General features: G+C 41.9%; 26 protein-coding genes and 1 pseudogene. 11 read left to right on the top strand and 16 right to left on the bottom strand.

Annotated features, from left to right (window positions below; translation table 11 throughout):
* Positions 1–1,765: group II intron reverse transcriptase/maturase (ltrA, locus tag PN447_RS16980; protein WP_271764184.1), on the top strand; the 1,765-nt coding region annotated here is incomplete at its 5' end.
* Positions 1,766–1,815: 50 nt separating this feature from the next.
* Positions 1,816–3,627 carry a single-stranded-DNA-specific exonuclease RecJ gene (gene recJ, locus PN447_RS16975; RefSeq protein WP_271764183.1) on the top strand — a complete coding sequence of 604 codons (1,812 nt, stop codon included), beginning with the start codon at positions 1,816–1,818 and terminating at the stop codon, positions 3,625–3,627.
* A gap of 110 nt (positions 3,628–3,737) precedes the next feature.
* Here the strand turns inward: recJ and psb30 are convergent, their stop codons facing one another.
* Positions 3,738–3,860 (bottom strand): photosystem II reaction center protein Ycf12/Psb30, encoded by a 123-nt coding sequence (psb30, locus tag PN447_RS16970; RefSeq protein WP_200987685.1) that lies wholly within the window; start codon positions 3,858–3,860, stop codon positions 3,738–3,740.
* 125 nt (positions 3,861–3,985) lie between these two features.
* Here psb30 and PN447_RS16965 point away from each other — a divergent pair, with 125 nt between their 5' ends.
* The 3 genes from PN447_RS16965 to PN447_RS16955 all read left to right on the top strand — a co-directional run bounded on the left by PN447_RS16965 (position 3,986) and on the right by PN447_RS16955 (position 5,155).
* Complete coding sequence (locus PN447_RS16965; protein ID WP_271764182.1) at positions 3,986–4,336, top strand: YkgJ family cysteine cluster protein; 351 nt, start codon at positions 3,986–3,988, stop codon at positions 4,334–4,336.
* 92 nt (positions 4,337–4,428) lie between these two features.
* Complete coding sequence (locus PN447_RS16960) at positions 4,429–4,827, top strand: TMEM165/GDT1 family protein (protein ID WP_271764181.1); 399 nt, start codon at positions 4,429–4,431, stop codon at positions 4,825–4,827.
* 37 nt (positions 4,828–4,864) lie between these two features.
* Positions 4,865–5,155 carry a TMEM165/GDT1 family protein gene (locus PN447_RS16955; RefSeq protein WP_271764180.1) on the top strand — a complete coding sequence of 97 codons (291 nt, stop codon included), beginning with the start codon at positions 4,865–4,867 and terminating at the stop codon, positions 5,153–5,155.
* Between the two features lie 26 nt (positions 5,156–5,181).
* Here the strand turns inward: PN447_RS16955 and PN447_RS16950 are convergent, their stop codons facing one another.
* The 8 genes from PN447_RS16950 to psbP form a co-directional block, all read right to left on the bottom strand.
* Positions 5,182–5,673, bottom strand: coding sequence for a hypothetical protein (locus PN447_RS16950; RefSeq protein ID WP_271764179.1), 492 nt, complete (start codon positions 5,671–5,673; stop codon positions 5,182–5,184).
* 249 nt (positions 5,674–5,922) lie between these two features.
* Entirely contained in the window at positions 5,923–6,699 is a 777-nt protein-coding gene (locus tag PN447_RS16945; RefSeq protein ID WP_271764178.1) for an HAD family hydrolase, read from the bottom strand.
* 56 nt (positions 6,700–6,755) lie between these two features.
* A complete protein-coding gene (locus PN447_RS16940) occupies positions 6,756–7,469 on the bottom strand; it encodes a DevA family ABC transporter ATP-binding protein (RefSeq protein WP_271764177.1) in 714 nt (237 codons plus the stop codon).
* A gap of 132 nt (positions 7,470–7,601) precedes the next feature.
* Positions 7,602–8,756, bottom strand: coding sequence for an ABC transporter permease DevC (devC, locus tag PN447_RS16935; protein WP_271764176.1), 1,155 nt, complete (start codon positions 8,754–8,756; stop codon positions 7,602–7,604).
* Between the two features lie 106 nt (positions 8,757–8,862).
* The gene (locus PN447_RS16930; protein ID WP_271764175.1) at positions 8,863–10,302 is read right to left on the bottom strand and encodes an HlyD family efflux transporter periplasmic adaptor subunit; all 1,440 of its coding nucleotides are present in this window, start codon (positions 10,300–10,302) and stop codon (positions 8,863–8,865) included.
* Between the two features lie 1,030 nt (positions 10,303–11,332).
* On the bottom strand, positions 11,333–12,070 hold the full coding sequence (locus tag PN447_RS16925) for a phycocyanobilin:ferredoxin oxidoreductase (protein ID WP_271764174.1): 738 nt from the start codon (positions 12,068–12,070) through the stop codon (positions 11,333–11,335).
* A 45-nt stretch (positions 12,071–12,115) separates the two neighbouring features.
* Positions 12,116–12,709 (bottom strand): Maf family protein, encoded by a 594-nt coding sequence (locus tag PN447_RS16920; protein WP_271764173.1) that lies wholly within the window; start codon positions 12,707–12,709, stop codon positions 12,116–12,118.
* Between the two features lie 133 nt (positions 12,710–12,842).
* Positions 12,843–13,388 carry a photosystem II reaction center PsbP gene (psbP, locus tag PN447_RS16915; RefSeq protein ID WP_271731158.1) on the bottom strand — a complete coding sequence of 182 codons (546 nt, stop codon included), beginning with the start codon at positions 13,386–13,388 and terminating at the stop codon, positions 12,843–12,845.
* A gap of 289 nt (positions 13,389–13,677) precedes the next feature.
* Between psbP and PN447_RS16910 the strand changes: the two genes are divergently transcribed.
* Complete coding sequence (locus PN447_RS16910) at positions 13,678–14,304, top strand: J domain-containing protein (RefSeq protein WP_271764172.1); 627 nt, start codon at positions 13,678–13,680, stop codon at positions 14,302–14,304.
* A 63-nt stretch (positions 14,305–14,367) separates the two neighbouring features.
* Here the strand turns inward: PN447_RS16910 and PN447_RS16905 are convergent, their stop codons facing one another.
* From PN447_RS16905 to PN447_RS16895, 3 genes are all read right to left on the bottom strand, one after another.
* Positions 14,368–16,014: an alpha-keto acid decarboxylase family protein gene (locus PN447_RS16905; protein WP_271764171.1), complete on the bottom strand. Its 1,647-nt coding sequence runs from the start codon at positions 16,012–16,014 to the stop codon at positions 14,368–14,370.
* Between the two features lie 387 nt (positions 16,015–16,401).
* Positions 16,402–16,779 (bottom strand): DUF2267 domain-containing protein, encoded by a 378-nt coding sequence (locus tag PN447_RS16900; RefSeq protein WP_271764170.1) that lies wholly within the window; start codon positions 16,777–16,779, stop codon positions 16,402–16,404.
* 44 nt (positions 16,780–16,823) lie between these two features.
* Entirely contained in the window at positions 16,824–17,267 is a 444-nt protein-coding gene (locus PN447_RS16895) for a DUF2267 domain-containing protein (RefSeq protein ID WP_271764169.1), read from the bottom strand.
* A 315-nt stretch (positions 17,268–17,582) separates the two neighbouring features.
* On the opposite strand from PN447_RS16895, the gene thrC reads away from it, so the two are divergent.
* The 3 genes and pseudogenes from thrC to PN447_RS16880 all read left to right on the top strand — a co-directional run.
* Complete coding sequence (thrC, locus tag PN447_RS16890; RefSeq protein ID WP_271764168.1) at positions 17,583–18,887, top strand: threonine synthase; 1,305 nt, start codon at positions 17,583–17,585, stop codon at positions 18,885–18,887.
* Positions 18,888–18,975: 88 nt separating this feature from the next.
* Complete coding sequence (locus PN447_RS16885; protein ID WP_271764167.1) at positions 18,976–19,251, top strand: MoaD/ThiS family protein; 276 nt, start codon at positions 18,976–18,978, stop codon at positions 19,249–19,251.
* Positions 19,252–19,432: 181 nt separating this feature from the next.
* Positions 19,433–19,855, top strand: a pseudogene (locus PN447_RS16880) (DUF2996 domain-containing protein); the annotation flags it as partial.
* Here the strand turns inward: PN447_RS16880 and PN447_RS16875 are convergent.
* Positions 19,852–20,349, bottom strand: a complete 498-nt coding sequence (locus PN447_RS16875) for a TM2 domain-containing protein (protein WP_271764165.1) — start codon at positions 20,347–20,349, stop codon at positions 19,852–19,854. The pseudogene PN447_RS16880 and the gene PN447_RS16875 overlap by 4 nt on opposite strands.
* Positions 20,350–20,877: 528 nt before the next feature.
* Here PN447_RS16875 and acsF point away from each other — a divergent pair.
* Positions 20,878–21,954 (top strand): magnesium-protoporphyrin IX monomethyl ester (oxidative) cyclase, encoded by a 1,077-nt coding sequence (gene acsF / locus PN447_RS16870; RefSeq protein ID WP_271764164.1) that lies wholly within the window; start codon positions 20,878–20,880, stop codon positions 21,952–21,954.
* 141 nt (positions 21,955–22,095) lie between these two features.
* Positions 22,096–23,496, top strand: a complete 1,401-nt coding sequence (locus PN447_RS16865) for a collagen-like protein (protein WP_271764185.1) — start codon at positions 22,096–22,098, stop codon at positions 23,494–23,496.
* Between the two features lie 138 nt (positions 23,497–23,634).
* Here the strand turns inward: PN447_RS16865 and PN447_RS16860 are convergent, their stop codons facing one another.
* The 3 genes from PN447_RS16860 to PN447_RS16850 all read right to left on the bottom strand — a co-directional run.
* Complete coding sequence (locus PN447_RS16860; RefSeq protein ID WP_271764163.1) at positions 23,635–24,204, bottom strand: TIGR04376 family protein; 570 nt, start codon at positions 24,202–24,204, stop codon at positions 23,635–23,637.
* 34 nt (positions 24,205–24,238) lie between these two features.
* Entirely contained in the window at positions 24,239–24,673 is a 435-nt protein-coding gene (locus PN447_RS16855; protein WP_271764162.1) for a hypothetical protein, read from the bottom strand.
* Between the two features lie 333 nt (positions 24,674–25,006).
* The coding region (locus tag PN447_RS16850; protein ID WP_334311111.1) for a type ISP restriction/modification enzyme at positions 25,007–25,351 on the bottom strand (345 nt) is incomplete at its 5' end.

The following is a 25,351-nucleotide window of genomic DNA, read 5'->3' as shown; positions in this document are numbered from 1 at the left end:
TGTAAAGACTACGGTAGAATGGAACACGATTAACTGGAAACAGTTAGAACGTCGCGTTTACAAAATCCAAAAACGAATTTATCAAGCCTCAGCCCGTGGTGATGTCAAGGTTGTTCGTGGACTCCAAAAGGTGCTGATGAAGTCTTGGTCTGCCAAAGTTTTGGCTACACGTAGGGTAACTCAAGACAACCAAGGAAAGAAAACCGCCGGTGTAGATGGAGTGAAAGCTTTATCACCCAGCAAAAGATTGGAATTGGTAGAGGAGTTAAAACTAGGGTCTAAACCCAGACCAACCAGAAGAGTTTGGATAGACAAACCTGGAAAAGATGAGAAAAGACCCCTAGGAATACCTACAATGTATGATAGGGCATTACAAGCGCTTGTCAAACTGGCATTAGAGCCAGAATGGGAAGCAAAGTTTGAACCCAAATCATATGGATTTAGACCAGGGCGCTCATGTCACGATGCCATAGGAGCAATATTCAGTGCCATCAGATACAAACCAAAATTTGTATTAGATGCTGATATTGCCAAATGTTTTGACAAGATTAACCATCAAGCATTGTTAAAGAAACTGAACACCTACCCTAAACTACGCCGTCAAATCAAGGCATGGTTAAAAGCAGGTGTGGTTGATAATAAAGTCTTATTCCCCACAGAAGAAGGCACACCGCAAGGTGGTGTTATATCCCCTCTTTTGGCAAATATAGCCTTACATGGTATGGAGGAAATCATAAAAGATTTCGTATCTAAATTACCTGGTAAAAGCTCTAAAATAAATAAGGCTAAGGCAATATCAATCATCAGATATGCAGATGACTTTGTAATCTTGCATGAAAATTTGACAGTTATCGAACAATGCAGGGAAAGCTTAGTCAAAGGGCTAAATGAAATGGGATTGGAATTAAAACCTAGTAAGACCAGATTGGCTCATACCTTGTATGAACACCAATCAGAGAAACCAGGATTTGATTTTCTTGGCTTCAATATAAAGCAATGCTCGGTTGGTAAATACAACTCAGGATTCAACACAAATAAGGAAATACTAGGATTTAAAACCATCATCACCCCATCCAAGGAATCTGTTAAGAATCATTACGAAAAGGTTTCGGACACCATTAAAAGAAACTTACCAACACCACAATTGGGATTGATAAGTAAACTTAACCCTATAATCAAGGGATGGTGTAATTACTACTCATCGGTAGTAAGTAAAGAAATTTTCAACAATATCTCTAAACAGGTTTACCAACGTCTTTATAGGTGGGCAAAGCGCCGACACCCCAATAAATCTGGGAAATGGATAACCAATAAGTATTGGCATACAATCGGAGGTAATAACTGGGAATTTGCAGTAAAGATGGATGATAAGTTCATCAAACTGTTTAGACACCCAGAGACTCCCATAGTACGTCATATTAAGGTTAAAGGTAACGCCTCGCCATTTGACGGTGATTGGGTATATTGGAGTTCAAGAATGACAAACCATCCCGAAGCCAATAAAAGAGTATCGACTCTACTTAAGAGGCAAAAGGGTAAATGTCCAGAATGTGGGCATTACTTTAGGGACAGTGATGTAATGGAAGTAGACCACATCTTACCCCTTTCTAAAGGTGGAAGAGATGAATCCAAAAATCTACAACTATTGCACAGACATTGCCACGACAAGAAGACAGCCAGTGATGGAAGTCTTGTAGGTATTCATGACAAGAACCATATCATTGAGGAGCCGTATGAAGCGAAAGTTTCACGTACGGTTTTGTAGACGAGTCGGTTGGGTGACTGACCGGCTTAGTTTAATATGCTTGAATAATTGTGCTAGAGGAAGCCTTACCAAAATCAACCATATCTCAACAGCGCCTACCACCTCAGCGTTGGCAAATTTATCGCCAGCAACCAGAATGCGCCGCTAGTCTGGCGGGGGTAACTAATGTTGCACCTATTATCGCCCAAATACTAATTAATCGTGGCATTACTACCCCAGAAGCAGCACAAGGGTTCTTAAATCCTGAGTCGTTAAATTTACCTTCGCCTTTAGAAGAATTTCCTGACTTGTCGATTAGTTTGGATTTATTGCAGCAAGCGATCGCATCCCATGGTAAAATATCCATCTGTGGTGATTATGATGCCGATGGTATGACTAGCACGGCTTTACTGTTGCGTAGTCTCCGGAGTTTTGGGGCTGATGTGAATTATGCCATCCCTAGTCGTATGCGTGATGGTTATGGGATTAATCAACGCATTGTTGAAGAGTTTCACAATGAAGGTATAAACCTAATTCTGACTGTGGATAATGGGATTTCTGCTTATGAACCCATAGCCAGAGCCAGAGAACTTGGTATGAATGTGATTGTCACCGACCACCACGACATCCCCCCTAAATTACCTCCAGCTAACGCCATCCTGAACCCCAAACTAATTGCAGAGTCTTCACCTTATCGGGGTGTGGCGGGTGTGGGTGTTGCTTATATTTTAGCAGTATCTCTAGGGCAACGGTTGGGAGCGATTAAAGGCTTAGTGCAGCCCATGTTGGCTTTATTTACCCTAGGTACAATCGCTGATTTAGCACCTTTAATAGGTGTAAATCGTCGCTGGGTAAAACGTGGATTAAAACATTTACCTCAGTCTAATTTACCAGGGATTAAAGCCCTAATTCAGGTGGCTGGTTTGCAGGTCAGGGAAGAGGGACAAGGGGAACTATTCCCAGGGGGAAATACTTCTTCTAAATCTTTAAAACCAGAAGATATCGGCTTTCGCTTGGGACCACGAATTAATGCTATTGGTCGTATTGGTGACCCTCAGACGGTGATTTCATTACTAACTACCGATGATATGACGGTAGCCTTAGAATGTGCGCAGCAGTGTGAGCTAACTAACACTAGTCGTCAGCAGATGTGCGAGGCAATTGAACAAGAAGCGATCGCTTATGTAGAGGAGTGGTTTGTTTCTACTCTCCCCAAATACCGGGTATTAGTGGTTGTACAACCTGATTGGCATCATGGTGTAATTGGTATTGTCGCCTCTCGCTTGGTGGAGCGCTACGGTGTGCCTGTGTTTATTGGCACTTATGAAGGTGGTGGACATATTCGCGGTTCGGCTCGTGGTATTCCTGAGTTTAATGTGTTTGAAGCGTTACAATATTGTCATGGTTTACTGGGTAAGTTTGGCGGACATAAGGCAGCTGGGGGTTTTTCTTTGGCAGCAGATAATTTAGACTTATTGCGATCACGATTATCTGAGTTTGCTAATCACTGTCTAGAACTACACCACCTCAAGCCAGTAGTTAAAATTGATGCTGAAGTTGAACTGAGTCAAATCAATCAGCAGCTCTACCAAGAACTAAATGCTCTTCATCCTTGTGGTATGGAAAACCCAGACCCCTTATTCTCGACAGGGAATGTACAAGTGATTTCCCAGCAAATTGTTGGTAAAGGTCACATTAAATTAACACTCAGTCAAACTATTAATCATCAAGAGTATAAAATCAAAGCGATCGCCTGGAGGTGGGGAGACTACTTCCCCCTACCGCCACGATTAGATATTGCCTACAAGTTACGAGAAAATTACTTTAATGGTACTACTAGTATTGAGTTGGAGTTAGTCGGTGTCAGACCATCGTCAGCTTAGGATGAGCTCAACCAAGGTATGAAAAGCTTATCCAAGCTGTCTTTCAGCCTCTGGTGGTAATGATTTCGGAGTTATAAGTTTCAAAACTGATAACTCCGGATATCACAGTCCTACAGGTCGCCGTTGCGAAATGCCAGTACAAAAATTACCACCGGACCAGCAATGAGGATTAGTCCTACAGAAACTAACTGGAAGATAACTTCCCAATTGATACTGCTCAAAGCGTCAAACATTTTTCCCTGATCCCCTTAACTTTTGAAAAACACAGTCACTCAATTGCAAAACTCGCCATTTATCATATCTGGCTTGGGGCTGTTACATTTAATTTACTTAACAAAACTATAGGAAAGTCCATAAAATGGCAAACTGGCAATGTGTGAAACAATGTGGCGCCTGCTGTAATCTTGAACCCGCAGATCGTCCAGATTTAGAGGAGTATCTCACCCCGTCCGAATTAGAGCTATACCTGAGTATGGTGGGCGAGGGGGGATGGTGCGTTAACTTTGACCATGACAGCCGAGAATGCAGTATATATGCTAATCGTCCCCGTTTTTGCCGTGTAGAGGCAGATATATTTGAGGATATGTATGGAATTGAACCCGAAGAACTCAATGATTTTGCTATTGACTGCTGTCGTGAGCAAATAGAGGGAGTCTATGGCGATCGCAGTTTGGAAATTATCCGGTTTAATCAAGCTGTGGGATTCTGAAGTCAAGTCACTTTCTGCAATAGGGTTGCAATTTATGACGATCATCTGAGAAGATGAGAGAATTATGAAAGACTCTCAGAAAACTACCGCCCGTGAAACTTGACTCTGTACCGATAAATTCTGTCACTGCTGAGACTGACAACCAGCCAGAAATCAAAGATAGGGATTCATCTAACTTAACTGTAGTTACAGATAGTCCCAAACGGCAGGAGTCGGTGGTGGCAACTTTTGCTACTACCTTCCTGACTATATTTTTGGCAGAAATTGGAGATAAAACCCAGCTATCCACCTTACTAATGAGTGCAGAATCTCATGCGCCCTGGGTAGTTTTTATTGGTGCTGGAGTAGCCCTAATTACCACTAGTCTATTAGGCGTGCTTTTAGGGGGTTGGATTGCTAATCGCCTCAGTCCCAAAGTGGTAGAAAAATCAGCCGGGATGATGTTATTGCTGATTTCTGTCATGCTGTTTTGGGATGTATTTCATAATTAAGCAACTCACCCCCCACTCTCTAACTATCCACAAACTTATGGACTGGCATCTTTTAGGACTGAGCTTTATTACTGTATTTCTCTCAGAATTAGGTGATAAAAGTCAATTAGCTGCGATCGCACTTTCTGGGCGTTCCCAATCTCGGCGAGCGGTATTTTTTGGTACCGCTGGCGCGCTATTGCTCACCAGCTTTTTGGGAGCATTAGCTGGGGGCGCTGTGGCGGAATTATTACCGACGCGCTTATTAAAGGCGATCGCGGCTGTAGGGTTTGCAGTTCTGGCTGCACGTTTGCTGTTGTTTAGCGAAGCCTCAACCGATGCTGAATAAGGCAATTTAAGATTACACACAACCTACTAAACTTGTTGTTGCCAGCACCACTTTAAAAGTGTTCCTGCGGCTAATACTTTGAAAATTTCTAGGACAAAATAACCACTGTGTAGTAAATTCATTTCCCCTGGAATTGTCGCAGTTGTGGCAAATAAGTTTAGATTAATACCTACAGCGCACATTTGCGGAGTCAAGAAATAGGTATCTACTAAGGTGACAGCAAGTAACATGACTGCAAATACAATCACCCTAGGATTCCAGCGCGATTTGGCTTGACTCAAAGCCAGTACGCCAGTTAACACTACAGACGCAGATAATAATTCCATGCGGTTGAAGTTCCAAAAAATCGCATAACCTGCCATGGTAAAGTCTGTTTGACTCATCATACCGGAAAGATAGAGGCTAGGCATGATTACCCAGTCTAGAACTAGACTAGAACTCAACCAAAAGCCCAAAGCCAAGATGATAGCCGTTTCCCAAGTTGGGCGCTTGAATTCAACTGTAGATATGGTATTCATAAAAAATAATAATTGCTGACCTTCTATTTTCAGAGTTTAACTGAAAAAGTAGTTCTCACTACAGTTATAAATTATCTGTTACAAATAGCTTGATAACTTCAAAAAGTAATGATTTTTATCTTTTTGTTGTATTCATAAATAATATGAAGTTTTGTTAAATAAAAATTCAATTGTTTATTAGTTTCTCCCCGTGAGCTACACTCAAGTCGGGGAAAATACCCGCAGCTTAATTTACCGTAATAGATCAAACTAAGTTGCCTTCCTATGTAAGATATAATTACATAACTCGCAAAATCCTTCTCCTTCAGCAGCCTGGGTAATATAACTAGGTTGATGTTCTAGCTGGTGTGCATACTTCGTGACATTGGCTACACCCACGGAAATAGGAAACTGACTTTGATTGAATAAACTTTGATCGTTGGGACTATCACCAACGGTGACCACTTGCTTGGGTAAAATTTCAGGTAAATATGCTTGCAGAACTTGCAGTAATCCTATAGCTTTATCTTGCCCTTGGGGTTTAATGTGACACTGCACAGTACTATAAGTAAATCCCCAGCCCATTTGTTGACAAAGATTACCCAGTATTTGTAATTCATCTGGAATCAAAGCCCCGATGTCAAAAGTCCAATCTGTGACCCGGAAACGATTGTCCGCTGATTCCTGAATTTGAGGAAATATTGTTTTTAAGAACTCGAAGGTGACGGCTAAACTCTGGCGATGGGCTTTTAAGTCAGGAATGGCTGTTAAACTTACTGGCTCCTCCCTCCCTGATGGATAAAATAAACCGCCGTTTTCGGCGATCGCACCGACAACAGGCATTAAATGACTTATTCCACTCATCCAACCGGCGGAACGCCCAGTAATAATTAATACTTTTATGCCGGCAGATGCTAGCTTTTCTAAAGCTTGCAGTAGTGTAGCGGAAAATTTACCCCTTTCAGTGAGAGTACCATCCATATCTGTGGCAACAAGGGCAATATTAGTTAATGAAGCCTCAGACAGTGGTTTGAGCGGACTATACATAGTGCGTTTTCCATCAGCGGTAAAAAATAACTATCATACAGCTGATGGAAACCAAATTAATGCTTGTCACTGTTAATTACTGTTTGAGAATCACGAGCTAAAAGACCATCTTCCATTTCCACAATGCGATCGGCTATGTCTAAGATGCGGTTATCATGAGTCACTAGCAAGATAGAAGTTCCTTGTTCTTTAGCCAGACTCTGCATGATTTGCACCACATCCCGTCCTGATTGTTTGTCTAAAGCCGCCGTTGGTTCGTCTGCTAGCACCAATGGAGGATTATTGACCAGGGCGCGGGCGATGGCTATTCTTTGTTTTTGTCCTCCAGAAAGGCTCTCTGGGTAGTAACTCACTTTGTCCTTTAAACCCACTGCACTCAGCATAGCTTCTGACTTAGAAATTGCCTCATGGGGAGTGACATGATCATTCAATTCCACCGCCATCTGTACATTTTGTCTAGCACTTAAGAAACCCAACAAATTGTGAGCTTGAAAAATATAACCGATATTACGGCGAATTTTTACTAGTTGATTTTGACTAGCGCCAGACATTTCTACATCTAAAAACTTGAGACTTCCCTGTTGTACAGACCGCAGACCACCAATGAGGCTTAGTAAGGTTGTTTTACCTGAACCTGATGGACCAGTCATAATCACAATTTCCCCAGGGTAAATCTCTAGGTTAATGTCGAATAAAATTTGTTTCCTTAGTGCACCTTTGCCATAGTAGTGATTGAGATTTTTTATAGCAATTACAGGTTCTTGTCTCATATTTAGGTGGGTGAGTAGGTGTTAGGATTTCCGTCTCAGAACTGTAGTGCCTGTAAATGGTGAATATATATCAAGTCCCAATTATAAATCGAAATTCTCGATCTAGATGCAGAATTTCGATTTATTTTGAAATTAAAAGATGTCTGCTGGATCGGCAGAACGTAATTTACGTACAGCGATCGCACCAGAGATAAAACACATAAGTATAGTTAAGATTAACACGGTTATTGCCCGACTATAACTCATAAAGATTGGTAGTAGTGTAGCTTCTCTAGCCCTAGAGTAGAGGAACATAGCAAAAATCCATCCTGGAACATATCCTAAACAAGCTAATAAAAATGCTTCTTGGAGTATGACCATCAACAAGTATTTCTGTGTATAACCTATTGCCTTTAAAGTTGCATATTCTGACAAATGATCGGAAACATCAGTATAAAGGATTTGATAAACAATTACAGTACCGACAATGAAGCCCATTATCGTACCTAAACTGAATATAAATCCAATAGCAGTACTAGTTGCCCAGTAATTGCGCTCAAAATCAATAAACTCTTGTTTCGTTAAGACATTAACATCTTGAGGTAAATGATTACGCAATTGTTGAGCGACAACATTAGGATTTTGTCCTGCTCTTAATCTAATCAGACCAATATCAATCAATCCTCTTTGGCGGTTTCTAAATATCCGCAGAAAATTAACATCACTGGTAATTAAATTACCATCCGCACCAAAAGATGTACCTAAAGTAAATAATCCACCTACTTTAACTCGTCTTCTTTGTACTTCTGCGATTAAAGTATTTCCTCCCTTGAATTGGGAAGCAATGGGGCCATATTCCTCCCGCGAAGAACGGTCAAATAAAACTACATCAGGCTGTTTCAATTGCTCCAAGTGACTTTGAACACCAGGCAAATCAAACAGATTAGATTCTGGATTCATGCCAAATATGAGAATACTCCGAGGACGACCTGTAATAGGATTTCTCCAGGTTGTATAATCCAAATATATCGGATGCACCGACTCTACCGCTTGTAATTCTAAGGCTTTATACAATCTTCTTTGAGAAAATTGTTCCATGGCTAATAAAGCATTAGATTGTTGGTTAATTAAAACAATGTCCCCATTTAAGCTACTATGTAGCCGCACATTACTATAATAGAGAGCATCCCGGAAACCAATTTGCATAAACATCAAAATATCAGCAAAGGCAATTCCTGCCAAAGCGACAGCTAGGCGACTTTTGTCTCTGGTCAGTTGCAGCCAAGACAGGGGTATTTTACGAGCCATTATGCTTAATTAACAAAGCTGTTCAAGGAATGAGGGATGGGAAGATTCCAGCAAAAACCTGAAATCTTTGATAGGTTAAATTCTTTTTCCACATTGCTGTTAATGCTCAATCAGAACTTATTCCTTTATTAATTTGGGTAATTACTTTAGCATTAGTAAAACCAGAAACTCGCTCACTATCTTCTGGAGTCAGGGAAATTCTCACTTCCACAACTCTAGCGTCTACATCTGCTACTGGGTCTGTACTCAAGATGTCTTTTTTGCCGATTTTTCTACCAATTTCTGTGACTGTGCCTTTTAATTCCCCAATAAATGCTCCATTTTCGCTGGTGATACTAGCAGTTTGACCTATCCGCACTTGAGCAATACTGTCTTCTGAGACTTCAGCAACAACAGTCATCTCATTAGTTTCTCCTATCTCAGCAATACCATTGGCGCTGATAGCTTCTCCTGATTTTGTATGCACTGCTAAAATCTCTCCAGCAATGGGCGCTTGAACATAACTTAATTTCAGTTCTGCTTCTGCTCTTTTGAGATTAGCCAGAGCATTACTAACTTGAGCTTCTCCCCTTTGAACATCAGTGGGTCCGAATTCTTGAATTCTCCTGAGTCTGGCTTGTTGTTCGTCAATTTGACTTTGTAAAGCCATGATGGTTTTATCGCGGTTGACTCTGGCTTCCACCAGCTGCTGTTGCAAGGTGGTGATCGTTTTTACCTGGTTGGCTCTGGCCTCAGCCAGTTGTTGTCGTAAAGTCGCCTCTACCTGTCGCAGGGTAGCTTGGGTTTCAATAACTTGCTGATTGGAAGTCACCGCAGCCAATGTTCTTCTATCCCTCTCCTGCTGGGAAATAGCACCTTCTCGATACAACATCTCATACCTGGAAGCATCAACCGCAGCATTGCGCTGTTCGGCTTGAATGCGTTGGATACTTGCTCTTAAACTCTCTTTTTGTCCTCTCAGTTCAGCTTCTAGACGATTCACTGTTGCTTGTAGAGCCAGTTTTTCTCCACTCAACTGGGCTGCTATGCGAGCAATCATCGCTTGTTGAGCATCCCTTTCTCCGTTTAACTCAGCTTGTAAACGAGCAATAACTGCTGTTTGAGCTTCCACATCTCTGGGGGAGCCAACTCTGACTTGGGCTAAATTAGCGCGCGCTTCTTGCAGTCTGGCTTTTGCTTCCTCCAGTGCTGCTAGTTGGGTGTCATGGTTGTCTAAAATCGCCACCATTTGACCTTTTCTTACCCGCTCACCTTCTCTCACAAAGATCTGCCGCACCCGTGAGGAAGATTGCAATCCAGCTGCAGGCGCCGAGAGTTTTAAAACCTGTCCTTTTGGTTCTAAACGCCCCACAGCGCTAATGCTGTTAGTCATTGGCTTGATGGGTACAGAGGAGCCTAGTTTTTTTAGCTGCTCCACTTTAGCTGTAGTTAGTAGCCCAGCAGCGATGAGAATTGGTAAGGCTACAGCAATACCCCACCAAATCTTAGGTTGTTCCGATTCCAGTAGCAGCTCTCTTGAGCTTGGCTTCTCAGTCACCCTTGACATGGTTGTTGCCTGTTTGTTGAATTGTGCTTATAGAAATAAAAAACCGAATCAGCGGTGGTGATACCTGAAGATGCGTGAGACTTTACCTATGTTTTGTTTCTCGGTTTCTATGCATTACACTCTTTTTTCAAATTGGGATGACAGCGCATTTCATGTGCATGAGCTACCCTGGGTAGGGAAGATGCCTAGTCGAAAATATTGATGGTATTAAGATGTGTAGTTCATTTACTTAAAGCCTTTTTCGTGCTAATGAAATACACACCAATTTGTTACGGTGTTCCCTGAAACTAAAAAACTTTGTACCTCACGACCATGGGAAATGCGATAAACAAAAACAAAACTACTGTAAATTCAATCCCATAGTTTTTACTCACTAGCACGCTGATAATTGCTAAAAATCTGCTATCTGATGCACCCTCAACCCTAGATATGTCTAACATGATGCTGTGTTATTGCAGGTTACATCTGCCAACTCTAAGGATGATTGCAGCCTGGTATAAATTTATTAAATAAAATTCGCCATCGCCTATTTACCCGGAAAATATCCCTATTTTTTGGCTTTTTCGCCGCTATACTCACAGTTTATCAAAGAAATTTTCTGCTAACAAAGTGAGCATTTTTTCATGCCAATTCTCTGTGAATATTTGGGAATAAGCGATGATTATTGCCAGCCATTGCCCTTGATTCCGTCATAAAAACCAATACCACAGGCTCACAAACCAAGGCTATATATACAGGTTAATTAGGCACACCTTGACTCAAAAATCTTAGTCAATGATCTGCTACCAAGATATATCAAAAACACAATTCCTAACATTACGGTTTCCTTAAATTTTCTTTCAACTAATTAGTAGGTTTTTTAGCTGTTCCTTGATATGGCGAATATTTCCAGACTTTGCTACTGTTGTCTAACTCCATTCAAGTTTCTTTGCATAAATTCTACATTCATCAGTTATGAGAAAAGGTAACGGAACCTACAGATGGGGAGATTAACAACACTTGACATAGTACCTCCCCTCTGCTAGAAGAACTATTCTTGTAAGTCAAATAAGACTGTGGTCATATAATTTTCCGCCCAGTCTGAACCAAAGGCTTTTTCTAGTACCCGGCGGGTTTTATCGTTTTGTTGCTGTTGGGTGCAGTATTCCCGTTGTCCTGCTAGGATTTGCAGTGATTTTTCTGGTGAAACTGGACTGGAGTCTATGGCTTGGGTACAATGAATCTCTAAAAGCTCTTGGACACGAGACAGAAACATTTTCTCTTCTGCTGGGGAACCAGGACGGACAAAAATGCAAAATTCCGAGAATATATGACCCCACTCGGGTAATTCACGGGGTTGGGAAAACTTCACATCTGTGAGTGCTGTTAGTTTGGTATTGTATGATTCTGGTAACTTGCCTTTTAAGTCTACGGGAGATAGGTCTGCGATCGCCGCACTAATTTGACCTCGACCCCCAACTAAATCACAACCAAACATTGGTAAGTCATATTCTGGACGGGGAAACATTACACAATGCAAAATATCTAGCATAGTTCCCACCCTTGCTAGTTCTAAGTGCATTTTGCGGAATTGGGTTGTTTGATAACAGCGATTTTCTATGATTAGTTTTTCGCCTTCTAGTCTACCTTCTACATAACCCAGTTCAGCAGGTAATTGGTAAGGTGATAGTTCTAAGTGTTTATGCCAAACAGCCTCAATACAATCCGCTAGTTGATGAATTAAGGGATGTTGTTGTTCTCGCAGCGAAGTAGTAGGAGTAAATGACATTTTTTTTGAGCAAATTCAATCCTAGGGTTAATTGTCAGTCTACCGTTAATGCCAGAAATCAGTAATTTCGTATCCCAAATCTTCTAGCATCTGCCGCAGCAGAGGTAAACTCAGTCCAATGACATTGCTGTGACAACCGGCGATTTTTTCCACGAATAAACTACCAAACCCCTCCAGGGCGAAAGCCCCCGCACACCTGAGAGGTTCTCCTGTAGCGACATAGGCTTGAATTGTGCGATCGCTCATTTTAGCGAAATATACTCTTGTTACCTGACACCTAACTAAAGTCCGATGTTGGTAGAGGTCAATTAACACATGACCAGTATACAGGTCGCCGAATTTACCTTGCATTAATTGCCAACGGGCTATAGCTTCAGCATCATCGACTGGCTTACCATAAATTTTACCATCCACAGCCAACACCGAATCACAACCCATAATCAAAGCTGATTCAAACTGTGGAACTACAGTTTCCGCCTTGCGTTGTGCGAGAAGTTGGACTAATTCTGCTGGTTCATTGACTTGAATTTGCGACTCATCAAAATCGCTAGGTCTAACTATCACTTTCATCCCAACAGTTTGCAGCAAGCGGTGGCGTGCTTGGGAAGCTGAAGCGAGTACAAATTGAGGTGTTGTCATAAGACTTTTGCTAAAATATGGCAGTCAAAACCACAGAAACTAAAAGAAATGCTGGCGGGGAGCATGATTTGCGTCTATGACGGCTCCCCATACTATAGTCAGTTGTATTTAGTCCAGGGGAGAAATTACCTTGTTAATACACCGAGAAAGAATTTACAACATTTGCCATCAAGCCTTTAACCCTCTGCCAACGCCTTTCGGGAATTGATGCATTAAAGGTAAACAATTTACCACGGCTGACAGCAACACTGGCGACATTATGTCTGTCTTCTAGATTAGGAAGTTTTACCTCATACTCTAGAATATAGTATGTTTTCCCATTAGATTCTCGTTGCAAAGCGTTGACTAATTCCGCCGAACGACCAGACTCTGGGGGAGCAAGAACCGCTTTTCCTAATTTGTATCCTATTTCTGTGGGTGTTCCCAGTTCTGTCAAATCTTGATCATCAGGAACCGGGCTAATAACTACAGAAACATTTTCAGATATTTCTATCAAATCGTGGAACACTACATCAGGGCCATTGTCAACTTTAACTTGTAACCAGCCATTAGGGTATAAAAACTCATAACCATCATAAGAGTCTACAAAACTTTTCAGTCCGGCTGCGGCAGCTACACCAGGATTACTGAGGCTGATACTCAAAACTAATAGCAAAATAAATACAATTCTTTTCCACATTTCTTAAGATTCCTTTAGTCCGGGAAAAAAATCAGACAAGCCTGATTTCTCGTTTTTATCTTTGTCAGGGGGTTTGGGGGAGCTATGAGACTCACACCTTAATCTTTAAATCAGTTTAGGATACATGGAGGCACTCATGCTAATTTTACCGGTCGTGATGACTAAAGACCCTGGGGTTAACTCCAGGGGTTAAAATTCCGGTAAAACAGTCCAATATGAACTAATAAATATATAATTAGTGTTTATAGTGAGAATTTTAAGATTGGAAGCTAATAGCTGATAGATCACTATGGATCTTGAAAATTGCTACAATTTATTGGGTTTAAAGTCAGGAGCCTCTTTGGCTGACATCAAAGCGTCTTACAGACGATTGGCACAGCAATATCATCCCGATGTTAATCCCAATGACATCAGAACTAAAGATAAGTTTATTGCCTTAACAGAAGCTTACAAGTTCCTCTTAACGGTAGTTCCTGCTGAGGATATCTCCCCACCCTCAAGTAATTCTTCTATATTGCGGCCTAATCATAGCAAATCCAAACGTTCCCAAAAACCGCCCACGACTACTGTTAAATTAGAAAAGCCCCCAAGAGCAAAGCCGCCTAATATTGCCGAAATAGAGCAGCGCCTGAAGTGGAAGACTTATGAACAGCTGCAACGATTTCTCAAGGAAAAAAGATTTTCCCAAGCGATCGCCCTAGTGGAAGCTTTAGCAGCACGGTTACCCACAGACAAAGAAGTTCGCCAATGGCAAGCCGTCGCTTATCAAATCTGGGGACGGGTTTTAATGTCCCAAAATCAATTGTTAAAAGCGAGAATTTATCTCAAAAAAGCTCTGAATACAGATCATAATAATCAGACTCTCTGGCGGGAAGTCCAACAAGACTTCCAAAAATTAGAGCAGCTTTGTTTCTAATCCGCTATGTGGATTTATGGCAGATAATTCAGTAATTACACTGTTATGATAGAGTGAGATTCATCATTTTTTACTCATAGCTTGACCTAGCCGCATTAGTCCATGGGAACAATCAAACCTGTCTAGGTGAATTTCAATTAAAGAAACACATTCAGTATTCACCTTGGCTTGAGCTAAAGCTATCTCTAATTCCCCTTCTGTAGACACTTCACAACTCCAACTTTCACCAAAGATTTGTGGTATTTGATGGTACTTCCATGGTTGGATATCATTATAAGCGCCATCTTTAATGACGCGCTCAATGGTATAACCATCATTATTAATTAGGAAAATAATCGGGTTCAGCCGATGGCGGATAATGGTGGATAGTTCTTGAACAGTCATTTGAAAAGCTCCATCTCCCACAAAAATTATCGGGCGGCGATCGCGATCGGCCATAGCTGCACCCAAACAAGCAGGGATAGAATAACCAATGGATAAATAAAAGGCTTGGCCAATAAAATCTGTCTCTTCAGGCATTAATAAATCCATTGTAGAGATAATTGCATCTCCAGTATCAGAAATGACAATACAAGCATCTTCTAGAAAATGGTTGATGCGTTCATAAAACCGCCCATTAGTCAGTTTGTTTTCAGGTTGGGGTGTAAAACTTGTGGAGATGACATCCGCAGCAGGGGTAAATTCTAAAGTTTGAGCATCTTTTTTGTGTAGCTTGTTAATTAAACCATCAATGAAATCTCCCAGATAAACAGGTTGGTAAAAATGATGCTTAATCTTGACTTTCTCTGAGTTAGCATTAATTAACTTGTGGGCATTCAGGTCAGCTGTATATATGCCCAAATTCATATCAGACATAATTGCACCCAGACACAATACACAGTCAGCGGTTTCGATGCGTTGACGCACATTATCTCGACTCAAAGCACCTACATAATTGCCAATAAATTGGGGGTGCATCTCGGAAATACAAGATTTACCCAGCATGGTTGTAGCTACCGGGTAACCAGTAGTTGCTAAAAGTTGCAACAGTTGCTTTTCTAGATTAAATCTATGAAATTCCACACCCGCTAAAATTACGGGGTGGTGTGCTTTGTTCAATAATTGAACTGCTTCTTCTACGGCTTCTTCTAAAGCTTCTGGTAATGTTTCTGGGGTTGTTAACTTCAATGAGGAACAGAGTTGATTTTTGGGAACATTGCAAGGTTGATGTACTAAATCCTGGGGAATTTCAATATAAACAGGTCGTTTGTAGTGGAGACAAGCCGCCAGAGCTTGGTCAATTTGATTTGCGGCTTGACTGGCTATAGTCAGACTGACAGCAGCAACTGTGATTTTTTCCATAATGGACAGTTGGAGGTTATAGTCTCCCGTGGTGTGGTGTAGAAGCAAGTTAGTTTTCTTCACCGAACTGTTAGGCGCACCACTAATTACTACCAGAGGAACCCTTTCCGCATAAGCGCCAACTACCGCATTAACTAAGCTAAAGCCACCAACACCGTAGGTAATACAAACAGCACCTAAACCTTTAACCCGTGCGTAGGCATCTGCTGCATAACCGGCATTGAGTTCATTACAGTTACAAATTAAATTTATAGGAGTTTGGGTTAAAACATCCATCAAGTCTAAAACATAATCTCCTGGCACGCCAAATATATGTTGAACACCGAGGCTGTGTAATCGATGAAATAAATATTCGCTAATTGTGGTCATGGTAGTAGGAAATTAGTTAATCATTAATATTACTTATGCCTATTTTTACTTAGACTAACTACCTAAATATTATACAGGATATTTGATTTGATTGAGTTACCCCAGTGGGGGCAAGATGCATATATCACAATATTTTTACAATTAATATCTATATCTCATCTAAGTAGAACATACTGTATATATAATAACAAGATTATCATATTGACAATCCAGACTTTTTGGTTGGATATTTCAGTCCAGAAAGGAGCCAGAGGTTAAAACTCCTATCTCATAGCGCTAGGGTTTTACACAGATGACTTGAGAATACCTTGGAAATCAAAATATTGCGCCTCACCCCTGTTTACCTGTGATTTCTGGGGGTGAGGTTATGTATTTTATGCAGCATTCCTAAGCGGATTCAATTAAGGCGCTCCAGTCAGCAGGTAGGCGGGATGTTAATTCCTGGATTTTGTCTTTGACAGCTGCTTTGGTGACTCGCAGAGTTTCCTGAATTAGCTCACTAGCTTGAATATCATCTAATTTGAATTGTTCGCAAATCACAGCAATGTACTCATCAGCGGAAATAGGCAGCTTTCTGACTTGGTGGGAGTGCAGTCTTTGATAGTTAAGAGGCTCAGGAAGGTTGTCGGTGAGTTGGTGTGCTTGTTCTTCGTCTAGTTTGCTGGCTAAAATTCCCAGAACTGCTTTGACGGCTGCATCAGCTGTTTCTCTATCTGGGATGAACGAGAGTTTACCCGCAGCATCGAGAAATTGTTCATATTCCATTGTGTCCCTCGTTGAATTTGTATAATAATTCTTTGGTAAATCAATTAAACTCGGACTTCTTCAGGCCAGAGTTCTCGTAATGCTGGGGGCATCATATTAATCACATCGTCAATTTCGCCTCTGGTGATCCGTTCAGCTAGTAGCTGGAATACGGCACGGACTACAGTCTCCGCATCTATGTCTGGTTCGGTTCTGCGGAAGTCATCACGGATATGCTGTAAAAATGCTTCTTTATTCCTTTCTTTGGTGGGGGTGGCTCCGGGTCGCCAGTTTTCGTAATAAAACCCCCCTAGGAGGATGGGTAACTGCGCTCCTAAATGTGCTGCTTCTGGTACAGTTAGGCGATCGCGCAGGGCGTGCAATGTGGAACGCAAGGCTTGAAAGACTTGGTGTTTACTTTCCCAGCCCAGTTTATTACACAGGTCATTGACCCAAGGAATTGTAGTTTGAACTGTCGTATCAAAGATATCCAGTCCTGTGATTGTCATATTGATGGCTCCTATCAAGTGCCTTGATTTGGCAAGGGTGGGGATTTAGGGCACAAGTCCCGACTCTATTGGATTTCAAGGCTTTTTATGTCCTCCAGTCCATCCTAATCAGTGAGCAATTCTTTCTCCTCTGACTAATGGGGTGTCATTCCTGATTTACGGCTCTATCTCAGGGATTTTTTCCCTGTTGAAACATACTGTGATATGAATTACACCATTATACCCGACAATAATAGTCGGGTATGTTTGACGGGTATTTTGAGTCGTGTTAGCATCAATTCACAGTTGACTGACAAAACAGGGAAGGCTTCATTTATGACTCAGGCAATCACCAAAGATACGCAATCAACAACCTCGACTTTAAAAGCTTTAAAGTGTAAAGAATGTGGTGCGGAATACGAACTTAAAGCCAGTCATGTTTGTGAGTTATGCTTTGGTCCACTGGAAGTTAAGTATGACTACAGTGAGTTGCGGCTGAGTGTGACCCGTGAAAAAATCGCCGCTGGACCCAACTCTATTTGGCGCTACCGTCCCTTTCTGCCCGTCGCAACTGACAATGTTATAGATGTGGGAACAGGTATGACTCCCCTGGTACGTTCCCACCGGTTGGCTCGTCGCCTGGGTCTCAATAAACTTTATATTAAAAATGATGCTGTGAATATGCCCACCCTGAGCTTTAAGGATCGGGTGGTGTCAGTGGCTCTCAGCCGGGCGCGGGAATTGGGTTTTACTACCGTGTCCTGTGCTAGCACTGGTAACTTGGCAAATTCTACAGCTGCGATCGCCGCTTATGCTGGTTTAGATTGTTGTGTATTCATCCCCGCAGATTTAGAAGCTGGTAAAATTCTAGGCAGCTTAATCTACAGTCCCACACTGATGGCAGTTAAGGGTAACTACGATCAGGTGAATCGTCTCTGCTCGGAAGTTGCTAATACACACGGTTGGGGTTTTGTCAATATCAATTTGCGTCCTTATTATTCTGAAGGCTCCAAGACTCTCGGCTTTGAAGTAGCAGAACAATTAGGCTGGGAACTACCAGATCACATTGTTGCGCCCCTAGCTTCTGGTTCTTTGTTTACAAAAATTTATAAAGGTTTCCAAGAATTCGTAGAAGTCGGTTTAGTAGAAGGTAAGAATGTCCGCTTTAGTGGCGCTCAAGCCGAAGGTTGCTCACCCATCGCCGCAGCCTTCAAAGAAGGTCGCGACTTTATTAAACCGGTAAAACCAAATACAATTGCTAAATCCATCGCCATTGGTAACCCAGCCGATGGGATTTATGCGGTAGAAATTGCCCAAAAGACTGGCGGTAATATAGAATCGGTCAATGATGCAGAAATTATTGAAGGCATCAAGCTATTAGCAGAAACTGAAGGTATTTTTACAGAAACAGCAGGGGGGACAACCGTGGCTGTGCTGAAAAAATTAGTCGAAGCTGGTAAGATTGACCCTGATGAAACTACCGTGGTTTACATTACCGGCAATGGTTTGAAAACCCAAGAAGCAGTTCAAGGTTACGTCGGTGAACCTTTGACAATTGATGCTAAACTCGATAGTTTTGAACGTGCCTTAGAGCGCTCTCGCACACTTGACCGCTTGGAATGGCAACAAGTTCTAGTTTAGTTAGAAGTTGTGAGTTAAGGGTTTTTTCTCACTTTCAATTCCTAGCTGCACTCTTAACTCTATTATTCACTCGCAAATTTTTAGTTCTATGGCTGTTACAGTTTTAGTTCCCACCGCCCTACAAAAATTTACTAATAACCAAGCTACCCTGACTTGCACTGGTAGTAATGTATCCGAGCTGTTCGATTCTCTAGAGGAAAACTGTCCAGGGATAAAATCCCGGTTGTGCGATGAGACAGGACAGGCGCGACGGTTTCTCAATTTCTATGTTAATAGTGAAGATATCCGGTTTTTAGATGGGATAAATACACCCCTGAAAGATGGGGATGAGGTGAGTATTGTCCCAGCGGTGGCTGGTGGTTGATTAGGTAGTGATTAGTCATTGGGGGTGCATAGCAGGTTGAGTTGACCGCGATCGCCTGGCTGTCCTATGTCAAAATGAAGTTAACCGACCACGAAAAACCGAGCGATCGCTCCCCAAGCTAGACAAAGGATTGACCAGAGCAATGGCAGAAGAAAAGAATCAAAATCAAGGGGCAGAAGTAGCCCCCAAAGCCGAAAAACCCGCAGCTGCTGCGAAAAAGGAAAAACCCCCAGCTGTGGAAGATAAGCCCTTTGTGGAGTTTATGGAGCAGCACTACTTACCAACTTTGCAAAAAGCGATCGCCGAGCAAGGTGTACAGGACTTACAGCTGTCCTTTGCCAAACAGAAACTTCCCATCGCGGGCTTTCAGTCAGCCGAAGAGTGTTGGCAAGTTATCGGTAGTTGGCAAAATGGCCAGCGTCAGTTTAATGTATATTTCCCAGAGGAAAGTATCACTGGCAAAAAGGGATTTTCCTGTAACGAAGGTAAAAAACCCAGCACACTGGAGTCATTCCTAATTGATGAGCGCAAAATTACATTAGACCTTTTAGTATTTGGTTTAGTGCAGCGTTTAAACGGTCAAAAGTGGCTAGGTAGAAATTAGTTAAGTTCGTCAAAGTAGTAGGTGACAACTCCAGTAATGGGGTTGTTACCTATTCTGACATAGCCTGATGTTAACATTTCCTTCAGCGTAGCTTCTACTTCTGCAAAGCCTGCACCTGTAGCACTTACACCTTGAGTAACGGTCAAAGTACCACCCTTAGCTTCTGCGGCGCGAAGCAATGCAATCATTAATTGCTCACCAGTGGGGTGATAGACTTGAGAGGCGATTGCCTGTTGATTCATAGGTACACCCATGGGAGACAAACCCGCTTTAGCTCTCAGTTTCTGTTCATAGTCATTAATCATATTGGGGATGAGGAACAAATCTACAAATTGCCCTACACCAAATACACCCCCAGTAAACAGCCACAACAGACCAGTGCCGATTTTACCGTTGTATAAACGATGCAATCCTCCTAAGCCAAAAAATAAGGCTGCACTCAAGATATAAGAGACAAGAAGACGGTCATTATGCTGATTTTTTTCAGGATTCATCTTATTTTCCACCCTTGAGATTTTATGTTGATTGACTTCCAGGTTAGTCGGGGTAATTTAAGGGTCTGATTCAATCCAATCATTGATATAACGGGGGACACATTCAGGAATAATACTTAATTATCTGTAGTAGAAGTAACTGTATTTAATTGAATCACATAGATTTGTCCAATGATCATTATGTGTGTGCTATTCTAACAACACTCTAACAAACTCATTCACGAAGATAGGGAATATTAATTGGTATGACTACTAATTGCTGATGATTAGTTCCTGGAAGCAGCAAATATTGTTGCAACTCTTAACTTTTTATATACTAAATTTTAGGCTGCATATTGGTAGACTGAACTTTATACAAATAAACTATTCTGGTCTCCTGCGCCTTGCGAGAGCATGACCCCGATACCAATTGACTCAGACTGTGTAACAGATATAATCGTCTGGACACCCAGATGTATTCTCACTTTCAGCAAAAAATTGGTATAGGCTTTGTAATCAAGATCCTAAAGACAAAAGAGCAATTAAAACATGGTAGATTCCCTCAAAAAACCAGGCTTTGAAGAAATCCGTCCAGGGGTAAAAGTCCCGGCTAAAGAAACCCTATTGACACCCCGTTTTTACACCACCGATTTTGATGAGATGGCTAAGATGGACATCTCCGTCAATGAAGACGAGTTACAAGCCATCCTAGAAGAGTTTCGTGCTGACTACAACCGCCATCACTTCGTTAGAGATGGGGAGTTTGAGCAGTCCTGGGAGCATATTGACGGGGAAACTCGCCGATTATTCGTGGAATTCCTAGAACGTTCCTGTACAGCAGAATTTTCGGGATTTTTACTGTACAAAGAACTGGGTCGCCGTTTAAAGGGAAAAAGCCCCGTATTAGCTGAGTGCTTCAACCTCATGTCACGAGATGAAGCTCGTCATGCGGGCTTTTTGAACAAAGCTATGTCAGACTTCAATCTGTCCCTAGATTTGGGCTTTTTGACTAAGAGCCGCGCTTATACCTTTTTTAAGCCAAAATTCATATTCTACGCTACTTATCTTTCAGAAAAAATTGGTTATTGGCGCTATATAACTATTTATCGCCATTTAGAAGCAAATCCTGAAGATAGAATCTACCCAATTTTCCGGTTCTTTGAAAACTGGTGTCAAGATGAAAACCGTCATGGGGATTTCTTTGACGCTATTATGAGATCCCAGCCGCAAATGTTGAACGACTGGAAAGCCAAGCTGTGGAGCCGCTTTTTCTTGTTGTCGGTGTTTGCTACTATGTATCTGAATGATATTCAGCGTCAAGATTTTTATGCTTCTATTGGTCTGGATGCCAGAGAATACGACATCTATGTGATTAAAAAGACCAATGAAAATGCGGGTCGAGTCTTCCCCTTGATGCTGGATGTAGATAACCCTGAGTTTTATCAGCGTTTAGATGTGTGTATCCAGAATAATGAAAAATTAACTGCGATCGCCAACTCCAAAACGCCCAAATTCTTACAATTCTTCCAAAAACTGCCCATTTATATCTCTCATGGGTGGCAGTTTTTGCGTTTGTACTTAATGAAACCCATTGATACTGTTTCTACCCATGGCGCAGTTCGTTAGGTGAGATAATTAATTTTTGTTTGGGAAATTTTGTGGTTTTGTGGTTTTGTGATCTACAGAACCACTTTTTTTATCGAAAGACTGGGAGCAAATTTAGCTGAAAAACGTCATCACGGAGTAATACCAGGGAGGTATACCGTGATTGCTCAAGGTTTTAGTACTAAGCTCCCACTGTTGCTGACATTTTGCTTGTTGACTAGCTTGTTACCTGCCTCTGGCTCAGTTTTATGTCCAGCTATTGCTGTAAAATCCGATCGTGTCAGTAGAGGTTATCCCAGAGATGGGAACAGTGGTATAAATGGCCGACCCGGGCGCAATGGTCGTGACGCTGGGAATCAAACTATTTTTGTCGATAGTTCATCACTCAACCTTAACCTGTGGGGAGAAAATGGAGAAGAAGGGGAAGACGGTGGTGATGGCCATAGACCCGATTGCGATCGCGACAATAGGAATACCAGCCATGATATTCACGCACCAAATGGCGGTAGAGGGGGGAATGGCGGTAGGGGCGGAAATGGCGGGAATGGTGGCTCACTGACTGTTTATTACCCAGATATTGCACATTTGCGGTCAATTTTTGTTAATAGTACCCCTGGAGAAGGTGGAAGAGGTGGACGGGGTGGTAGGGGTGCATTGGGTTGTAGATGTCATAGACGCAGTTGGGAGATAGAAACCTGTACAGGAACCCGTGGTAAACCAGATTATAAATGCACCAAGAAGCGTTATCGGTGTTATGATGGCGGCACTGGGAGTCATGGTATAGATGGTAGAAATGGAGATAGAGGCCGCCTAGGAACCTTGAGTATTGTTAACAGCAAGGAACCCTTAGCAGTGGAGAATTACCAGCTACAACTGCCAATAGAACAGCTAACCACTCAGCAGTATCAACTTACCAAAAATAAGTGGAACCTGCGCCGGGGTGCTGCTTCTCTCCTGGCTCCTGGTTCTGTGATAGGTGATGAATATCGGGAGTTTGAACAGCGTCTAGAAGTTGATTTTCAACTGATTTGGCAGGAGAAACAACCCATTTCTAGGTTTAATGGTCAACCTGTCATAGTGAGTTTAACTGATAGCAAACAGGTAAAAATTAGCTTCCCTGATGATTTATGGGTTGAAGGTAGCTATAAAACTGACCCTGATCTCACCACATTTACTGTTAACTATGCTATACCCCAAAGGGATGTCACCAGGTTAGCAGTGGCAGAATTTGCTGATGCTGGGGAAAACCTCAAATTAAAAGTAGTAGATTTGGCGGCTCAGTCGGAAGTAATTGCCACTGAATTTCAGGTAAAATTCCGGGTAGGAGATAGGTTTGCTGACTTCCCTAATTACATAACTGAATATGAGGGAAAGATTCCCGGGGAATTTGTCACCCGTGACCATAACCGTTTTATCTTAGCTTTGGGTAAGTTAAAGATTCCCAAGGATGTTATACTTCCAGGGACACAGGTTGATATTGAGGTAGTGGCTACTCGTTCTTTGGGTGAACGTTCCACAAAGCAGACAATTACTTGGCAAGGTTTGATCCGTCAATCCCGATAGTTATTTTTTATTTACTTTTTATTTGTTTATAGCATTTCCCATGCTCGTGAGGTACAAAGTTGTTTAGTTTCAGGGAATAGGGAACAGGGAATAGGGAATTGATGTGTACTTCATTAGCCTGAAAAAGGCTTGATTTGTTTATTTGTTTAAATTACGTTTCATTTGTTCTAACTCGTCTTCAGTTTCCCAACGGCGAAATTTTTCTTCTAAATCGTCGAATCCTGTGGTATAATTGCTAGTAGAATTCCACCAGCCATCGGTTTTTAAGTGCTGCTGGCTTTGAGCGCGGGCTGTTTGGGCTTCCGTGGCTTTGGCTTGCACCTCCTGACGGCGGGCTTGAATTTTCCGGAGTAGTTCTTGAGATTGGGTGATGCGTTCTTTTAACCCCTGCATTTGTCCCCATCGCTGGTTACCTTCCCGTAATAGGGCGGCTTCCCTTGCTTGTGCTGCTGCGGCTAAATCCGGTCTACCTGCATTTTGAGCTTTTTGTACCCGGATGTGCCAACGCTGAATTTCTTGGGCGGTGGATAGGATTTGATCTTGCGATCGCTTTTCTTGTAATTTTAAATCTGCAATCAGTTTTAAAGTATCTTCTTCTTGCTGTCGCAACTGTTCTAACAGCGCTTCTAATTCCAGATGGGGATTATTACGCAAGAATTCTTCTAAACGGTCTTCTAGAAACCGACTCAAATCATCAAATAAGCCCACGGGAAAAACTCCAGAAGTTGTGAATGTATTTATTCTATTCTAGATTTGGATGGATGATAAAGCCGGTAATCATACGGACTACATTGGTAAACTCTTGGGGATTACCTTGTAAGTAAGCAGCATAACTTACAGGGTCATGCACTTCCACCATTTTCTTAGGTCTATCCAACTTAATCACCTTGTTTTCTGGGGTGAGTTCACCGACTACAGACAGTAAGGTTCTAGCCCTTTTCTCATCAGGTCCTTTGAGGACTTGTAGCACTAGTCTACCATCAACAATCTTGCTGGTAGATACGCCCTTGTTTTTGTAGTCCTTCAGGTGTTGACCATCAATACATAAAAAAGTATGCCCTCCAATGGTGACGTTATTGTCATGAACAACAAAAGCCCAAGGTTCTGGATGCTCTAAAGGCGTAAGGTCTGGGTTGATGGTTTCCTGGTCACTCTGATTAGTTGGCGTTGAATTCATATATGTTTTTTATGCTCTTGGCTAAATTATACCCCACATATCCCGGACTTCTAGCTAAATTATCCTAAGATTATCTCTAATTATCTGAGAAGTCGGGGATCTTACGCCCCCGGGGTGGCGACTATATCTGTTGTTAAACGCAAAGGGGCGCAAAGGTTGGCGCAAGGGTACGCAAAGGTTTATTTTCTATGGCTTTGAGAGGGTGGTTTGTACGGACTCCCTGGGTGGCGACTATATCTGTTGTTAAACGCAAAGGGCGCAAAGGTTGGCGCAAAGGTACGCAAAGGTTTATTTTCTATGGCTTTGAGAGGGTGGTTTCTAAGTTTTGTCTCCCTAGCTATCAGACATCCTCTTAACAATATTCATGGTTTCCACACTGACTCTACACACGCGCATTAATAAATCTATGACCTGTTCTTTATAGTCTGCAAACCGGTAAGTATTAAACTTTTCTGCAATGGTGGGGTCTTTGGGTTTCTTCTCTTTATATTGATCTAAAATCCACTCTAAGGCGCAACGATTGCCTAGCATATATTCCCATGCTATACTAGGCACACCTTGTAATGTAGTCACATCATCTAAGATAATACTTCCCTTGGTTTTATCAGCCTTTAACTTCGGCTTGGGTGTGGTTTGGTTACCCTTTAAAGGAATATCAACCCGACTGAGTTTGTAGGG

This window comes from Anabaena sp. CS-542/02 (assembly GCF_028331085.1).
GTDB classification, from domain to species: Bacteria; Cyanobacteriota; Cyanobacteriia; order Cyanobacteriales; family Nostocaceae; genus Anabaenopsis; species Anabaenopsis arnoldii.
This window is presented reverse-complemented; position numbering and strand designations above follow the sequence as displayed.

What these genes read in the sequence shown, in the direction of transcription:
- psb30 (WP_200987685.1), bottom strand. Translation starts at nt 3,860, where the DNA reads ATGTTTGACGCTTTGAGCAGTATCAATTGGGAAGTTATCTTCCAGTTA.
- PN447_RS16965 (WP_271764182.1), top strand. Translation starts at nt 3,986, where the DNA reads ATGGCAAACTGGCAATGTGTGAAACAATGTGGCGCCTGCTGTAATCTT.
- PN447_RS16955 (WP_271764180.1), top strand. Translation starts at nt 4,865, where the DNA reads ATGGACTGGCATCTTTTAGGACTGAGCTTTATTACTGTATTTCTCTCA.
- PN447_RS16950 (WP_271764179.1), bottom strand. Translation starts at nt 5,673, where the DNA reads ATGAATACCATATCTACAGTTGAATTCAAGCGCCCAACTTGGGAAACG.
- PN447_RS16945 (WP_271764178.1), bottom strand. Translation starts at nt 6,699, where the DNA reads ATGTATAGTCCGCTCAAACCACTGTCTGAGGCTTCATTAACTAATATT.
- PN447_RS16940 (WP_271764177.1), bottom strand. Translation starts at nt 7,469, where the DNA reads ATGAGACAAGAACCTGTAATTGCTATAAAAAATCTCAATCACTACTAT.
- devC (WP_271764176.1), bottom strand. Translation starts at nt 8,756, where the DNA reads ATGGCTCGTAAAATACCCCTGTCTTGGCTGCAACTGACCAGAGACAAA.
- PN447_RS16930 (WP_271764175.1), bottom strand. Translation starts at nt 10,302, where the DNA reads ATGTCAAGGGTGACTGAGAAGCCAAGCTCAAGAGAGCTGCTACTGGAA.
- PN447_RS16925 (WP_271764174.1), bottom strand. Translation starts at nt 12,070, where the DNA reads ATGTCATTTACTCCTACTACTTCGCTGCGAGAACAACAACATCCCTTA.
- PN447_RS16920 (WP_271764173.1), bottom strand. Translation starts at nt 12,709, where the DNA reads ATGACAACACCTCAATTTGTACTCGCTTCAGCTTCCCAAGCACGCCAC.
- psbP (WP_271731158.1), bottom strand. Translation starts at nt 13,388, where the DNA reads ATGTGGAAAAGAATTGTATTTATTTTGCTATTAGTTTTGAGTATCAGC.
- PN447_RS16910 (WP_271764172.1), top strand. Translation starts at nt 13,678, where the DNA reads ATGGATCTTGAAAATTGCTACAATTTATTGGGTTTAAAGTCAGGAGCC.
- PN447_RS16905 (WP_271764171.1), bottom strand. Translation starts at nt 16,014, where the DNA reads ATGACCACAATTAGCGAATATTTATTTCATCGATTACACAGCCTCGGT.
- PN447_RS16900 (WP_271764170.1), bottom strand. Translation starts at nt 16,779, where the DNA reads ATGGAATATGAACAATTTCTCGATGCTGCGGGTAAACTCTCGTTCATC.
- PN447_RS16895 (WP_271764169.1), bottom strand. Translation starts at nt 17,267, where the DNA reads ATGACAATCACAGGACTGGATATCTTTGATACGACAGTTCAAACTACA.
- thrC (WP_271764168.1), top strand. Translation starts at nt 17,583, where the DNA reads ATGACTCAGGCAATCACCAAAGATACGCAATCAACAACCTCGACTTTA.
- PN447_RS16885 (WP_271764167.1), top strand. Translation starts at nt 18,976, where the DNA reads ATGGCTGTTACAGTTTTAGTTCCCACCGCCCTACAAAAATTTACTAAT.
- PN447_RS16875 (WP_271764165.1), bottom strand. Translation starts at nt 20,349, where the DNA reads ATGAATCCTGAAAAAAATCAGCATAATGACCGTCTTCTTGTCTCTTAT.
- acsF (WP_271764164.1), top strand. Translation starts at nt 20,878, where the DNA reads ATGGTAGATTCCCTCAAAAAACCAGGCTTTGAAGAAATCCGTCCAGGG.
- PN447_RS16855 (WP_271764162.1), bottom strand. Translation starts at nt 24,673, where the DNA reads ATGAATTCAACGCCAACTAATCAGAGTGACCAGGAAACCATCAACCCA.